The sequence below is a fragment of the Arthrobacter sp. BG3 genome, from assembly GCF_056680185.1.
The window spans coordinates 1883830-1897721 of record NZ_CM155270.1; the positions used below are offsets into that span (position 1 = coordinate 1883830).

The window sequence follows — 13892 nt, forward strand, 5'->3', positions numbered from 1 at the left end:
TTCGGCCCACCATCCCGGCAGTTCCCCGCCCTTCCCCCCGCCGGACATGCCCTCCCCTTGCCGCCAGGAATGGGCACAATCCCACTATGTCCAACCGCCGGCCCGGCCACTGGGCATGTCCCGCGGGGCGGACGGCCGGGGAAACGGGGCCGCGTTCCCTTGGCTGAGATCCATGAACTCTCCGCCGTGGAGCTGCGCGACGCCCTGCGCTCCGGCGAGCTGTCCGCAGGGCAGGCCACCGAGCATTTCCTGGACCGCATCGCCACCGAAAACCGGCACCTGGGCGCCTTCATCACAGTCACCGCGGAGCAGGCCCTGCTGGACGCAGCCGCGGCGGACAAGTCCCGCGCCCGGGCCGCGCGGGATGGAACCGGGCTACCGCCGCTGCATGGCGTGCCGGTGGCCTTCAAAGACCTGACGGACGTCGCCGGTGTTGTGACCACCCACGGCAGCGCCGCCCTGGACCACAAGCCGGCCCTGGCCGACAGCGCCATCGTCGCGACGCTCAAGAGTGCGGGCGTGGTCTCGCTGGGCAAGACCCAGGTTCCGGAGTTCGGCCTCACGGCGTACAGCGAGAACCGGATCGCGCCGCCCTCACGGAACCCGCACGCCCTGAGCCGCAGCTCGGGAGGCTCCTCAGGCGGCAGCGCCGCAGCGGTGGCCGCGGGGCTGGTCCCCTTTGCCCCCGGCTCCGACGGCGGCGGATCGGTCCGCATCCCGGCCGCCGCCTGCGGACTCGTGGGCCTGAAACCCGGCCGGGGCCTGGCGCCCGCAGGTGAAAGCACCGGCGACCCGGCGGGCCTGGTCGTGTCCGGGCCAATGGCCCGTTCCGCCGCGGACGCGGCCCTGCTGCTCGACGCGCTGGTGCCGGCTGCGCTGGTTCCCGGCCCGGCCGGGACCGGCAGCGCCGGGGTTCCCGCTGCCAGCTACCTGGAGCTCGCCCGGCAGGACCCGCCCCGGCTGCGGATCGGAGTAAGCCTGGACAGCCCGTGGCAGACGATCTTCCCCTTCACCCCGGCCCCCGAGGCCCTCGATGCCCTCGCCGGAGGCATCAGGCGGCTGGAGGCAGCAGGCCACGAAACCTCGGAAGCCTCCATCCGCTACGACAACCGATACCCGGCCGCATTCACCACAGCCTGGACCGCCGCCGTCGGGGACGCCCGGATCGTTCCCCAGCGCGAGGCGCTGCTGACCCCGCTGACGCGGACGTTCCGGCGCCGCGCGCAGCAGCGCGGACCGGCGCAACTGGCCGAGTCGCTCGGCTTCCTGCGCCTGTTCCGGCGCGACACCATCGCCCAGTACGCCGCCTTCGACCTGATCCTGACGCCCGCGCTGGCCCAGACGCCCCGCCCGGTGGGCTGGTTCACCGGTGCGGCCCACGGCGACGGCTACTGGCCGTCGGCCGAATGGACGGGAGATGCCGACGGCGACTACCGCAAGCAATGCGAGTACGCGCCGTGGTCGTCCATGGTCAACGTGTGCGGGCTGCCCGCAATCACCCTCCCGGTGCACTGGACCGGCGGGGCCAGGGGTACCGGGCTGCCGATGGGCGTGCAGCTGATCGGGCCGATGGGCTCCGAGGCGCTGCTGCTGCAGCTGGCCACCCAGCTGGGATGCTGACCCCACGACCCGCGGGATATGGATGAGTTCGGGGGCCGGTGCGGATACGGTTTAGCTGAGCAGGGTCAGGACATGTCCAGTCTGGAAACTTCCCATGAAAGGGATCAATGAAGATCACCGGTGCAGTACTTGAGGAAATCGGCCGCCCCCGGCCGTACGCGGACTCCAGGCCCATCAGCATCTCCGAACTGGACCTGGATGGCCCGGGGCCGACCGAGATCCTGGTGCGGATCGAGGCCGCCGGCATCTGCCACTCGGACCTCAGCGTGGTGGACGGCAACCGGGTGCGCCCGGTGCCGATGCTGCTCGGGCATGAGGCTGCCGGACGCGTCGTCGAGGTCGGCTCGTCCGTCACGGACCTTCTGCCGGGCCAGCGCGTCGTGATGTCCTTCCTGCCGCGCTGCGAACAGTGCACGAACTGCGCCGCTGACGGACGGCTCCCCTGCACGGCAGGTTCGAAGAGCAACGGGGAAGGCACGCTCCTGCACGGATCCATGCACCTTGACCGCAACGGCGAAAAGGTCTTCCACCACCTGGGCGTCTCCGGCTTCGCCACCCACGCCGTCGTGGACCGCGCCTCGGCCGTTCTGGTCGGCGACGACATCCCCGCGGACGTCGCCGCCGTTCTCGGCTGCGCGGTGCTGACCGGAGGCGGCGCCGTCCTGAACGCCGCCCGGCCGCGGCCGCACGACAGCATCATGGTCGTGGGGCTCGGCGGGGTCGGCATGGCCGCGCTGATCACGGCGGTCTCCCAGGGCGTCTCGCGGATCGTGGCCGTGGACACCCTTGATGAAAAGCTGGAGCACGCCCGCCGGCTTGGCGCCCACGAAACGTACACCCCGCAGCAGGTCATCGAGCAGGGCATCAAGACCAGATATGTGATCGAATGCGCCGGGAACCCCCGCGCCTTCGAAACCGCTTTCGCCGCGACTGAGGCGGGCGGCACGACGATCACTGCGGGTCTGCCGCACCCGGACGCCCGCGCCCAGATCTCGCCGCTGACCATCACGGCCGAGGCCCGGACCATCGTCGGCAGCTACCTTGGCTCCGCGGTGCCCTCCCGGGACATCCCCAAGTACGCCCAGCTCTGGCGCGAAGGAAAACTGCCGGTCGAGGAGCTGATCACGGCGCGCATCGCCCTGGCGGACATCAACGAGGCCATGGACCAGCTCGCCGACGGGAAAGCGGTCCGCCAGGTCATCATGTTCGACGCCGGCTAGCCCTCGACGGCGGCCCTCGCGGCGCCGCCCCCTCCAGCTTGCGCTGTCACTTTTGGCTGCTATTCCGCGTCAGTGGCAGCATCAACTGATAGGGCAACGGGGTGGAAACGGGGGCGGAACACCCTGCGAGTGGCTTGGTCCGGGGCGCCGCGAATGTGACAATCCCGCGTCACACTGTCAGCATAAAGTAAATGAGCACTACTCATTTATCCACGCCCCCCGCTACAACGCCGGGCGACACTTCCTTTTTTGGCCACCCAAAGATGCTGGCCAGCCTCTTCTCCGTAGAGATGTGGGAGCGCTTCTCCTTCTACGGCATGCAGGGGATCCTGCTCTATTACATGTACTTCACGGCCGATCAGGGCGGACTGGGAATTGAGCAGGGTCTCGCCGCCGGGCTCGTCGGCGCCTACGGCGGCGGCGTCTACCTCTCGACCATCCTCGGCGCCTGGCTCGCGGACCGGCTCTTCGGTTCCGAGAAGGTGCTGTTCGGCTCCGCGATCCTGATCATGGCCGGCCACATCGCCCTCGCCTCCCTGCCCGGCATCCCCGGCCTGATCGCCGGTCTGGTGCTGGTCGGCGTCGGCTCCGGCGGGCTGAAGGCCAATGCCACGGCCCTGGTGGGAAGCCTCTACCGGGAGAAGGATGAACGCCGCGACGCCGGTTTCTCCATCTTCTACATGGGCATCAATGCCGGCGCGCTGATCGGCCCGCTGGTCACCGGCTGGCTGCAGGAAAGCCACGGGTTCCACTGGGGCTTCGCCGCCGCCGCCGTCGGCATGGCCGTGGGCCTGGTGGTCTATGCGCTCGGCCGCAGGAACCTGCCCGAGCAGGCGCACCGGGTGCACAACCCTCTTCCCGCCGACGAGCGCACCAAATACGGCCTGCGCTTCGGGGCGATCGCCGCCGTGATCGCCGTGCTGCTGGCCACCGGCATCGTCAATGCCGGGAACCTGGCCATGTCCATGGCCTACGCGGCCATCGGCGTGTCCGTGCTCTACTTCGCCCTGATCTTCAGCAGCAAGAAGGTCGACGGCACAGAACGCCGCCGCGTCGCCGCCTTCATCCCGCTGTACATCGCCTCCGCCGCCTTCTGGGCGCTGTTCCAGCAGCAGTTCACCTTCATCGCCGTGTACTCGGAGGAGAAGCTGGACCGGAACCTGTTCGGCTGGGAGATGCCGGCCGCCTGGGTCCAGTCCATCAACCCGGTGTTCATCATCATCTTCGCCGGCGTCATGGCCGCCCTCTGGACCCGCCTGGGCCGCAAGCAGCCGGGCTCGGCGCTGAAGTTCTCCATTGGCCTCTTTGTGATGGGTCTGGCGTTCCTGGCCTTCATCCCGCTGGCCGGGGATGGCAAGACCCCGCTGCTGGCACTGGTGGGGATCCTGTTCCTGTTCACCCTCGCGGAACTGTTCCTGTCCCCCATCGGCCTGTCCGTGACCACCAAGCTGGCTCCGAAGGCCTTCCACACCCAGATGGTGGCACTCTTCTTCCTCTCGGTGTCCCTGGGCACCACGCTGGCCGGCATCCTGTCCGGCCTCTACAACCCGGCGGATGAACTGCCGTACTTCATCGGCATCGGCGGCACCGCCATGCTGCTGGCCGTCGGCCTGGCCGCGGCCTCGCCGGCGATCAAGAAGCTCATGGGCGGCGTACGCTGAGCCGATGAGCCCGAGGCACCGCGCACCGCTTGAGTCCCGCGTCTACGTCCCCGCCGCAGGCGAGGCGTCCGACGTCGAACTCATGCCGGCAGGCGATGTCACCGACGGCGTTGCGCGGGTCGGCGGCACCATCCGCCGCCCGCACCAGCCGCAGTCCCTGGCCGTCGCCGCGTACCTCGACTGGCTGGAAGACGCCGGTTTCGACGGGTCCCCGCGGTTCCTCGGCCGGGACTCGGAGGGCAGGGACGTGCTGACCTTCCTGCCCGGACGGTGCGCCGGCCCGGTCCCGGAGGCCTGGGTCCAGTCCGAGAAGCTCCTGTCCTCCGTGGCGGAGCTGCTGCGCCGGCTGCATGCGGCGTCGGCGGGGTTCGTGCCGGACGACCACCCGTTCCCGCCGCGCCCGGTCCGCCAGGATCCGGCAGAGCTCGTCTGCCACCTGGACGTGACCCCCCCAGAACGTGGTGGTCCGCGGCGGCCTCGCTGCCGGCGTGGTGGACTTCGACCTGGCCGGTCCCACAACGGCCTTCAAGGATTCCCTCAACGCTGCAATGCACTGGGTTCCGCTCCGGGATCCGGCTGATGCGTGGCCTGGCTGGGAGGCGGCCGACCCGTTCCGGCGGCTCCGGATCTTCGCCGACGCGTACGGCTGGGATGAAGGGGAACGACGTCGGCTGCCCGCCTTCGGGGCCGAGGCCACGGCCTTGAGCTACGAGCGGATGCGGCACAACGCAGACACACTCGGCGGCGGCTGGGCCCGGATGTGGGACGACGGCGTGGGTGGCATGATCCGCCGCCGCGGCCACTGGCTCGAAGCCAACGCCGGCCGGCTCGTTGAGGCCCTGACCGGCTGACGGAGGAGCCTAGGCCCCGTACCCCCGGTAGCTTGAGCTGCTGATGGCCAGCCCCAGCGCAATGATCACGACCACCAGTATGGTCAGCGCGATCCCCACATAGCCCAGCACCAGGCCAGCAATGGCCATGCCCCTGCCCAACGGCTCGCGTTTGAGGGCCAGGTGCCCGAGAATGACTGCCGCGAGCTGCGGCAGGAGGAAGATGCCCAGCCCCACAAAGGCGGCGATGCCGCAGCACAGGCTGGCGATGCTCAGGCCCCTGGATTCCGGCGGCACACCGTAATAGCCCGGCTGCCCGTAGGCATTGAACGGACTGCCCGGCTGGCCATACTGCGGAGGCGCACCATAGGGCGGCTGTGGTGCCGCGCCGTAGGGCGAGCCGTAAGGATCGGCGGGCTGACCGTAGCCGGGCGCGGGCTGGCGGTAGCCGGACGCCGGCTGGCCGTACTGCTCCCCGGATTGTTCCTGCGCACCGTAGGGCTGCTGACCATAGCCTGGCTGCTCGATCTTCGCCGTCGCCGGCCACGAAGGAGCCTTCGGCGGCGCGGGGACGTCGGATTCCTGCGCAGGAATGTACGACGGCGGCTGGTAGCCCTCCGGCGTCCCGTCATGCTCCGGTTTCGGCTGGTCAGTCATGGTTTTCCCCCTCTGGACATCTCTGGCTTCAGCCTACCGCCGTCCCGTGGCGCTGGGCAGGATTTTTCCGCGTCATAGGGGCCGTAATCATGTTGCCTTCCCCGCCGGTCTGGCATGCTGGTGCCATGGCTAGCCGCGCGGGCACTGTTGCCCAACCCCAAGACCTTGTTGATCTCACTGCGCTCCTGGATGCGTACTACGACGTTTCCCCCGATCTGGGCGACCCGGGCCAGCGGGTGGCCTTCGGCACCTCCGGGCACCGGGGCTCAAGCCTGAAGGCCTCCTTCAACGAACCCCACATCCTCGCCATCACCCAGGCGATTGTCGAGTACCGGGCCGGCCAAGGCATCACCGGGCCGCTGTACCTGGCCAAGGACACCCATGCCCTGAGCGAACCGGCCCAGAATTCCGCCCTGGAGGTCCTGGCGGCCAACGGCGTCAACGTGCTGATCGACGCCCGCCACGGCTACACCCCCACGCCGTCGCTCAGTCACGCCATCCTGACGCACAACAACAACACCCCCACCGGGGCTCCGCAGGCGGACGGCATCGTGGTGACCCCGAGCCACAACCCGCCCGGCGACGGCGGATTCAAGTACAACCCCCCGCACGGCGGACCCGCTGACACGGACGCCACCGGGTGGATTGCCAACCGCGCCAACGAACTGCTGGAGAACGGCCTGCGCGGGGTCAAGCGGATTCCCATCGCCGAGGCCCTCAGCGCCGGCACCACAGGCAAGTTCGACTTCCTCAGCAGCTACGTGGACGACCTCCCCTCCGTACTGGACCTCAACGCGATCCGCGAGGCCGGCGTCCGGATCGGCGCCGACCCGATGGGCGGCGCGTCGGTGGACTACTGGGGCGAGATCGGCGAACGCCACCACCTCAACCTCACGGTGGTCAACCCCACCGTCGACCCACAGTGGGCCTTCATGACCCTCGACTGGGACGAGAAGATCCGGATGGACTGCTCCTCGCCCTCGGCGATGGCCTCCCTGATCAACCGGATGGCTGTTGGTGCGGACGGGTCCGCAGCCTTCGACATCGCCACCGGCAACGACGCCGACGCCGACCGGCACGGGATCGTGACGCCGTTTGTCGATGGACAGGGCGGGCTGATGAACCCGAACCACTACCTCGCCGTCGCGATCGACTACCTCTACCGGCACCGGACCGGCTGGAACCCGCAGTCCGTGATCGGCAAGACCCTCGTGTCCTCGTCGATCATCGACCGCGTGGCCGAGAGCCTGGGCCGCAAGCTCGTGGAAGTGCCCGTGGGCTTCAAATGGTTCGTCCCCGGGCTGCTCTCCGGCGAGGGCGCCTTCGGCGGCGAGGAATCCGCCGGCGCCTCCTTTAACAAGATGGACGGCAGCGTCTGGACCACCGACAAGGACGGCATCCTGCTGGCCCTGCTCGCGTCGGAGATCACGGCGGTCACCGGCAAGTCACCCTCGCAGCTTTACAAGGGCCTCACGGACCAGTTCGGCGACCCGGTCTACGCCCGGATCGATGCAGCTGCCACCCGGGAGCAGAAAGCGGCCCTCGGCAAGCTCTCGCCGTCGGACGTCACCGCCACCGAACTTGCGGGCGAAACCATCACAGCCAAACTGACCGAGGCGCCGGGCAACGGGGCAGCCATCGGCGGGCTCAAGGTGGTCACCGAGAACGCGTGGTTCGCGGCCCGCCCGTCCGGCACCGAGGACGTCTACAAGATCTATGCCGAGTCCTTCAAGGGGGCCGAGCACCTCAAGCAGGTCCAGGCCGAAGCCAAAGCGCTGGTGGACGGGGTCATTTCCTAGCCGCCCGCACCTGGGCCGGGACCGGTCCAGGGCCGCTCAGGCCGGGACCGGTCCAGGGCCGCTCAGGCCGGGACCGGTCCAGGGCCGCTCAGGCCGGCTCTTCCTCGAGGCCGCCGGCGAGCACCGAGCGGTTCCGGCCCAGGGTCTTGGCGCGGTAGAGCGCCGCGTCCGCGGAGGCGATCAGGGCCTCCAGATCAACGCGGCCGGGCGCGGTCGATGCGATGCCGTAGCTGGAGGTGGGCAGCCGCGGAATCACAGGTGACGACGAAGCGTGCAGCCGGGCGCTGATGTCCGCGGCGATTTCCCCCGCCCGTTCCGGGGTCACCCCCGGCAGGAGCATGATAAATTCCTCACCGCCGTAGCGGCCCACCAGGTCGGTGGAACGGACCGTGGCGGCGCAGGCCTCCGCGAACGCCTGCAGCGCGGTGTCGCCGGCCGAGTGGCCGAACTCGTCGTTGATGGCCTTGAAATGGTCCAGGTCCGCCAGGATCAGCGACGCCGTGGTCCGGCCCCGGCTGAGGCGGCGCAGTTCGTCCTCGGCGAGGCCCAGGAATGCCGTGCGGTTCAGCAGTCCGGTGAGCCCGTCCACCGTTGCGCGGGCGCGGAGGTCCCGGGTCTGCTGTTCGTAGCTCAGCTCCGCCATTGTGAAGGATGCGACCACCATGATCACGGCCGAAAATACCGTCGTCACCACGGAGCCGAAGAGGGACTGGAAGACCGGCCCGTCGCTGCCTTCCGCGAGAAAGGCGGCGAGGCGGCCCAGATAGTACCCGGACAGGATGCCGGAGCCCACGGCCAGCGTGAGGTGAACGCGCGAAAAGTGCCGGTCCAGCAGGAACAGCTCCCGGCAGCCAAGGCCGATCAGCAGGCTCATGAAGCCCAGATAGGCGGGCGCACCGGACCACACGTTGGTGGCCGGGTGGTCGAGGACCGAGGCCACGGCTGTAATGGCCGGGGCCGCGGCGAGATACCAGATTCTTGGACTGGCGGTCCGCAGTGACCGCGCCCCTGCCCAGATGCTGGCCGCACCCGCCACGAGAAGCAGGTTGCCGAGCGGGTTGGACCAGATCTGGTGTGGTGTCCCGTCCAGCAGGTATGCCGCGTTGCCGGACAGGAACAGCAGCAGGGCCAGGCACCACCAGCCGCTGTACGCCGAACGCGTCCGGCGGAACGTGATGAAGTAGAAGAGCAGCAGCAGGGTCAGATCGACCACCGCCAAGGCGACCCGCAGGGTTGCGGTGTCAAGCAGCATGTAGTGGCCCCCCGGTCCGCTCGCAATACCCGATTCGCGCCGGCTCCGCGCCGCAAGTGACCTTAGTATTGCATCCCGAAGCAGAATTTGTGACCACCATCTCGGATGTGACCCGGCCCGGGGACCCTTCGATGAAGCCCCGGGGACCCTGTGGTTAAGGCCCCGAGGCGGACTAAACTGGGAAGCGGCCCCGGACGCGGCCTTGCGCTCACCCGCAGAATAACGTCCCGAATGCCTCCGGTCTGTCCCCCATGGTGCCGGAGGCACCTCCGCGCCGGAACCGCGTCAGCACCACCGGCAGGCCCGGCGGAACTGCGTCAGCGCCGCGCATCCAATCAGACCGTCCGGACGACGTCCTCGTAGGCGAACTTCGGCTTCGCGGCACCCCAGGCGTCGGCGGCGGGCTGGCCGATGTTGACCACGAGGAAGCTCTTCTGGCCGCCGCCGGGGAAGAAGGCCTCGTCGATCGCGCTGAAGTCCGCGCCCGTCATCGGTCCGGCGGACAGGCCAAGGGACCGGACAGCGAGGATAAAGTAGCCCGCCTGCAGATGGGCGTTGTTGTTGCCGGTGGCCGCGGCGAGCTCCGGAGCGGCGTCGTACATTGCCTTGGGCGCGTTGTAGCCGGGCAGGAAGTTGTCCCACTGCTCCTGCCAGGACGTGTCGTAGCTGAGCACTGCGACGAGCGGTGCGGTGGCAGTCTTGGCGCGGTTGCCGTTCGCGAGGGTTCCGACCAGGGTGGCGCGGGCTTCCTCGGACCGGACGTAGGTCACGCGCAGCGGCTGCGAGTTGAACGCGGTGGGGCCGAACTTGGTGAGTTCGTAGATGGCGCGGGCCTGCTCGTCGGTGACTTCGCCGGTGAAGGTGTTGGGGGTGCGGGCCTCGGCAAAGATGGCGTCCACTGCGGCGGCGTCGATTACTGCTTCCTCATGGGCGATGGTCATGGCGTCCCTTTCGCTGGGTGCGCCCGCCGGGCGGCGGACACTCGTTCCTGTCTATGGTTGCAACTTCAACTTCTGTCCCCTGCTTCCCGCTTCGCCCCGTGACGTCCGGCACAGGGGCGCCGACGGCGAAGCATGCCGGAAAACACCGGCGCGGTAAAGTTGCTCCGGAAGATTCCTTCCCGCCCCGCCACACATTCTCTGAAAGGCCCCGGCAATGAGCATGCTCGGTACCAAATGGAAGCTCCACGGCAACGGCAAGTCCATCCGCCCGGGCGAGGTCGTGAAGCCGGATGAGCGCCTTGCCTGGCCGCTGACCGTTGGCATCGGGATGCAACACGTCGTCGCCATGTTCGGCGCCACCTTCCTGGTCCCGATCATCACGGGCATGCCGCCGGCCACGACGCTGTTCTTTTCCGGCATCGGCACCCTGCTCTTCCTCGTCATCACCAAGGGCCAGGTGCCGAGCTACCTCGGCTCCAGCTTCGCGTTCATCGCGCCGATCATGGCCTCTCAGCAGCAGTACGGCGTCCCCGGCGCGCTCGGCGGCGTGGTGCTGGCCGGCGTCGGGCTGGCAATCATCGGCGCGGTGGTACAGAAGTTCGGTGCCGGCTGGATCAACCGCCTGATGCCGCCCATCGTTACCGGCGCCATCGTCGGACTGATCGGCCTCAACCTCGCGCCCGCAGCGAAGAACAACTTCGACGCCGCCCCCGTCACCGCCCTCATCACCCTGGCCACGATCATCGTCACCAGCGTCTTCTTCCGCGGCATCCTGGGCCGGCTGAGCATCCTGGTCGGCGTAGTAGTGGGCTATGCCGTGGCGATGATCCGCGGCGAAGTGAACTTCACCAAGGTGGACTCCGCTGCCTGGGTGGGCCTGCCGTTCTTCCAGACCCCCGAGTTCCACATTGGCGTCGTTGGCCTGTTCGTGCCGGTGGTGCTGGTGCTGGTGGCGGAGAACATCGGCCACGTAAAGTCCGTGTCCGCCATGACCGGCCAGAACCTCGACGGCGTCTCCGGCCGCGCGCTGATGGCCGACGGCGCCGCGACCATGCTTGCCGGCATGGGCGGCGGCTCCGGCACCACGACCTATGCGGAAAACATCGGCGTTATGGCCGCCACGAAGGTTTACTCGACCGCGGCCTACTGGGTGGCCGGTATCTTCGCCGTGGTGCTCAGCTTCTCGCCGAAGTTCGGCGAACTGATCGCCACTGTCCCGGCCGGCGTGCTGGGCGGCGCCGCGACGATGCTGTACGGCATGATCGGCGTCCTCGGCGTCAAGATCTGGGTGCAGAACAAGGTGAACTTCGCCAACCCGATCAACCTGACGACGGCCGCCGTGGCGCTGATTATCGGTGTCGCCGACTATACCTGGACCGTCGGCGACCTGAAGTTCACCGGCATCGCCCTCGGCACCGCAGCGGCCCTGGTGATTTACCACGGCATGAAGGCGATCGCGAAGGCCCGCGGCACCGTCTCCGAGCCGGAGACGGAAGGCCCCCTGGCCGCCGCCGCGGCCGCTTCTTCGGCCGTGAGGCGGACGCCGAAGAAGCGCCGCTAGAAACCCTGGCGCCAGCCGGCCGCAGCGAGAAGGCCGGGAACCACGCACCAATGCGGTGCGCGGTTCCCGGCCTTCGCCGTTCGGGGGCTTTCGCTGGCCGGGGTTTAGTCCGGCTTTAGCCGGCGTCGAAGGCTTCCTCGTTGTCGCTGTCCCTGTCCTTGGGGGCCTTGTCGTCAGGCAGGTCGGTTCCCGATCCGTCCGGCAGGCCGGCCGCGTCCTGCCCGGCCTCCGAGGAGAACGGTCGCCCGGCGTCGGGCTCCTCGGTGTTGGTCTCGTCCATCTCGGCCTCCGAGGAGGGCATGGCCGCCTCTGAATTTTCCGAGGCGTCGGCGTCGTAGCCGGGGGTGGTACTGGCGTTTTCTGAACTCATTTGTTCCTCCGTTCCTCCGAAGCGTCCTGCTCCGGGTTCTCCTGCACTGTCCTGGTCTTCGGCGCCGAACTGGCTCAGGTCAGGCGTCCCGGCCGGGTAAGTCTCCCCGTCCGGGCTGTCCTGGCTGAGTCCTGCGGCGTCGAACGCTTCTTCCTCGCGGGGCTGCGCGAACTTCTTTGTGTCACCGGGGGGCAGTTCCTGCTCCGCCGTCGGCGTTCCGTAGCCGCCGGCCTCCTCGATGGGGTCCTGCTGTTTCTCCTGGGTCATACCGTTCCTCCCGTGCTGGAAATTGATGATGGAAAGTTGGACTGAATGGATGCCGGAAATGGCCTGTCGGCGCGGGTTCGGCTCAGAGGCCCTTGCCGCCCGTGACGGGAACCACCGCGCCGGAGATGTAGGAGCCGTGGTCGGAGGCCAGGAGCACGTAGGCCGGGGCGAGTTCCGCCGGCTGTCCGGCGCGCCGCAACGGGGTGTCCTGGCCGAAGGAGGGCAGCTTGTCCGGCCACTCGGTCGCCGGGATCAGGGGTGTCCAGATGGGTCCGGGGGCCACGGCGTTGACGCGGATGCCCTTCGGGCCGAGCTCCTGGGCCAGGGCCTTGGTGAAGGCGACCTGTGCGGCCTTGGTCATGGCGTAGTCGATGAGCTCGGGCGAGGGGTTGAACGCCTGGATCGACGCCGTCGTGATGATGGAAGCGCCCGACTTCAGATGCGGCACTGCGGCCCGTGCGGTCCAGATCAGCGAGTAGAGGTTGGTCTTGAAGACGCGGTCGAATTCCTCGGTAGGGAGCGACTCGAAGCTGTCCCGGTTCTTCTGGTACGCGGCGTTCAGCACCACCACGTCCAGGCGTCCGAACTCGGCTAGCGCGTCGTCGACGATCCTGGTGGCGAATTCCTCACTGCGCCCGTCGCCGGCGATCAGCAGCGCCTTGCGGCCGGTTTTGCGGATCCATGCGGCGGTGTCCTGCGCGTCGGCTTCCTCCTCCGGCAGGTAGGAGATGGCGACGTCGGCCCCCTCACGGGCGAAGGCGATGGCCACGGCTTTGCCGATCCCTGAGTCCCCGCCGGTAATGAGCGCGGCCTTGCCGTCGAGGGCGCCACTGCCTTCGTAGCTCTCCTCGCCGTGGTCCGGCTGGGGGTCCATGGGCGCGGTCAGGCCGGGCTGTTCCTGCACCTGCTCCGGGAAGGACCCGGAGTAGTAGCCGCCGCGGGGATCGCGCGGCTGGTCCTGCTGTTTTCTTGAATCACTCACAAGTCCACCTACCCAACGTGTCGGTTTTCCAAGGGCATCTTCCCTGGCCGCGGGCATTGACCCAAGCCTTTGAAGCTGTCCCCGTGACGTAAACAGTTCAACCCTACCCGGAAATTCATCAGCAGCCTTAGTACCGGCTTGAATTTGGCAACGCTCAAGCCTAGGTTGAGTGTTAGCTGCCAGCGCAGTCTGATCCGCATCCACCCGGAGGCACGCCCGTGACCGATCCAGAGCCAGTGTCCGCCCCGGGAGGGGCCCCGCCGGACCAACGGAACGAGTCCGCTGTCGAGAAACTGGACCGCAACTGGATGGAACTGCTGCAGGAGCTGCGGGTGCTGCAGACCGGGGTGCAGATCCTCGCGGGATTCCTGCTGACGCTCCCCTTCCAGTCGAGGTTCGAGACGCTGGATGGTTTTCAGACCACCCTCTACCTTGCCAACGTGGCGGTGGCCGCCCTCACCACCGCCCTGATCCTGCTGCCCGTGAGCGTGCACCGCCGCCTCTTCCGCCTGCATCTTCGGGCCGCCCTCGTATCCAGCGCGGACAGGATCGCGAAGGTCGCCCTGGCCGGCATCGGCCTGCTCAGCGTCGGCACGTCAGCACTGGTCTTCGACGTCACGGCGGGCCGGACGGCAGGCCTGACGGCCGGGGCGGTGCTGCTGACTGTGCTGCTCGTTCTGCTCGTCTACGTGCCGAGCAGGCTCCGCCGGCAGGCCGCCGAAAGGAAATGAC

13 protein-coding genes are annotated in these 13892 nt (G+C 68.5%); 8 read left to right on the forward strand and 5 right to left on the reverse strand.

Going from position 1 to position 13892, the window contains the following annotated elements; translation table 11 throughout:
• Window positions 1–159 precede the first annotated feature (159 nt).
• The 5 genes from AC1MFL_RS08350 to AC1MFL_RS08370 all read left to right on the forward strand — a co-directional run bounded on the left by AC1MFL_RS08350 (window position 160) and on the right by AC1MFL_RS08370 (window position 5352).
• Window positions 160–1620 (forward strand): amidase, encoded by a 1461-nt coding sequence (locus AC1MFL_RS08350; protein WP_479814709.1) that lies wholly within the window; start codon window positions 160–162, stop codon window positions 1618–1620.
• A 107-nt stretch (window positions 1621–1727) separates the two neighbouring features.
• Complete coding sequence (locus tag AC1MFL_RS08355; protein ID WP_479814711.1) at window positions 1728–2840, forward strand: alcohol dehydrogenase catalytic domain-containing protein; 1113 nt, start codon at window positions 1728–1730, stop codon at window positions 2838–2840.
• 191 nt (window positions 2841–3031) lie between these two features.
• Window positions 3032–4501 (forward strand): peptide MFS transporter, encoded by a 1470-nt coding sequence (locus AC1MFL_RS08360; RefSeq protein WP_479814713.1) that lies wholly within the window; start codon window positions 3032–3034, stop codon window positions 4499–4501.
• A gap of 4 nt (window positions 4502–4505) precedes the next feature.
• Window positions 4506–5081, forward strand: a complete 576-nt coding sequence (locus tag AC1MFL_RS08365) for an aminoglycoside phosphotransferase family protein (protein ID WP_479814715.1) — start codon at window positions 4506–4508, stop codon at window positions 5079–5081.
• Window positions 5050–5352: a hypothetical protein gene (locus AC1MFL_RS08370; RefSeq protein WP_479814717.1), complete on the forward strand. Its 303-nt coding sequence runs from the start codon at window positions 5050–5052 to the stop codon at window positions 5350–5352. Before AC1MFL_RS08365 ends, AC1MFL_RS08370 begins: the two co-directional genes overlap by 32 nt.
• Window positions 5353–5361: 9 nt before the next feature.
• Here AC1MFL_RS08370 and AC1MFL_RS08375 read toward each other — a convergent pair whose 3' ends face one another.
• Window positions 5362–5988, reverse strand: a complete 627-nt coding sequence (locus AC1MFL_RS08375) for a DUF4190 domain-containing protein (protein ID WP_479814719.1) — start codon at window positions 5986–5988, stop codon at window positions 5362–5364.
• Between the two features lie 125 nt (window positions 5989–6113).
• Between AC1MFL_RS08375 and pgm the strand changes: the two genes are divergently transcribed.
• A complete protein-coding gene (gene pgm / locus AC1MFL_RS08380) occupies window positions 6114–7787 on the forward strand; it encodes a phosphoglucomutase (alpha-D-glucose-1,6-bisphosphate-dependent) (RefSeq protein ID WP_479814721.1) in 1674 nt (557 codons plus the stop codon).
• Between the two features lie 88 nt (window positions 7788–7875).
• Here the strand turns inward: pgm and AC1MFL_RS08385 are convergent, their stop codons facing one another.
• Together AC1MFL_RS08385 and AC1MFL_RS08390 are read right to left on the reverse strand one after the other, a co-directional pair.
• Complete coding sequence (locus AC1MFL_RS08385; RefSeq protein ID WP_479814723.1) at window positions 7876–9039, reverse strand: GGDEF domain-containing protein; 1164 nt, start codon at window positions 9037–9039, stop codon at window positions 7876–7878.
• A 335-nt stretch (window positions 9040–9374) separates the two neighbouring features.
• Window positions 9375–9980 carry a malonic semialdehyde reductase gene (locus AC1MFL_RS08390; protein ID WP_479814724.1) on the reverse strand — a complete coding sequence of 202 codons (606 nt, stop codon included), beginning with the start codon at window positions 9978–9980 and terminating at the stop codon, window positions 9375–9377.
• A gap of 214 nt (window positions 9981–10194) precedes the next feature.
• Between AC1MFL_RS08390 and AC1MFL_RS08395 the strand changes: the two genes are divergently transcribed.
• Window positions 10195–11541 carry a uracil-xanthine permease family protein gene (locus AC1MFL_RS08395; RefSeq protein WP_479814725.1) on the forward strand — a complete coding sequence of 449 codons (1347 nt, stop codon included), beginning with the start codon at window positions 10195–10197 and terminating at the stop codon, window positions 11539–11541.
• A 115-nt stretch (window positions 11542–11656) separates the two neighbouring features.
• Here the strand turns inward: AC1MFL_RS08395 and AC1MFL_RS08400 are convergent, their stop codons facing one another.
• Entirely contained in the window at window positions 11657–12178 is a 522-nt protein-coding gene (locus AC1MFL_RS08400) for a hypothetical protein (protein WP_479814727.1), read from the reverse strand.
• Window positions 12179–12260: 82 nt separating this feature from the next.
• Window positions 12261–13160, reverse strand: coding sequence for an SDR family oxidoreductase (locus AC1MFL_RS08405; RefSeq protein WP_479814729.1), 900 nt, complete (start codon window positions 13158–13160; stop codon window positions 12261–12263).
• Window positions 13161–13378: 218 nt separating this feature from the next.
• Between AC1MFL_RS08405 and AC1MFL_RS08410 the strand changes: the two genes are divergently transcribed.
• Window positions 13379–13891: a DUF6328 family protein gene (locus AC1MFL_RS08410; RefSeq protein ID WP_479814731.1), complete on the forward strand. Its 513-nt coding sequence runs from the start codon at window positions 13379–13381 to the stop codon at window positions 13889–13891.
• Window position 13892: the final 1 nt, after the last annotated feature.

Coding starts and splice junctions, on each gene's coding strand:
- AC1MFL_RS08385 (WP_479814723.1), bottom strand. CDS start 9,039: ATGCTGCTTGACACCGCAACCCTGCGGGTCGCCTTGGCGGTGGTCGAT.
- AC1MFL_RS08375 (WP_479814719.1), bottom strand. CDS start 5,988: ATGACTGACCAGCCGAAACCGGAGCATGACGGGACGCCGGAGGGCTAC.
- AC1MFL_RS08365 (WP_479814715.1), top strand. CDS start 4,506: ATGAGCCCGAGGCACCGCGCACCGCTTGAGTCCCGCGTCTACGTCCCC.
- AC1MFL_RS08355 (WP_479814711.1), top strand. CDS start 1,728: ATGAAGATCACCGGTGCAGTACTTGAGGAAATCGGCCGCCCCCGGCCG.
- AC1MFL_RS08395 (WP_479814725.1), top strand. CDS start 10,195: ATGAGCATGCTCGGTACCAAATGGAAGCTCCACGGCAACGGCAAGTCC.
- AC1MFL_RS08370 (WP_479814717.1), top strand. CDS start 5,050: ATGCACTGGGTTCCGCTCCGGGATCCGGCTGATGCGTGGCCTGGCTGG.
- pgm (WP_479814721.1), top strand. CDS start 6,114: ATGGCTAGCCGCGCGGGCACTGTTGCCCAACCCCAAGACCTTGTTGAT.
- AC1MFL_RS08390 (WP_479814724.1), bottom strand. CDS start 9,980: ATGACCATCGCCCATGAGGAAGCAGTAATCGACGCCGCCGCAGTGGAC.
- AC1MFL_RS08400 (WP_479814727.1), bottom strand. CDS start 12,178: ATGACCCAGGAGAAACAGCAGGACCCCATCGAGGAGGCCGGCGGCTAC.
- AC1MFL_RS08360 (WP_479814713.1), top strand. CDS start 3,032: ATGAGCACTACTCATTTATCCACGCCCCCCGCTACAACGCCGGGCGAC.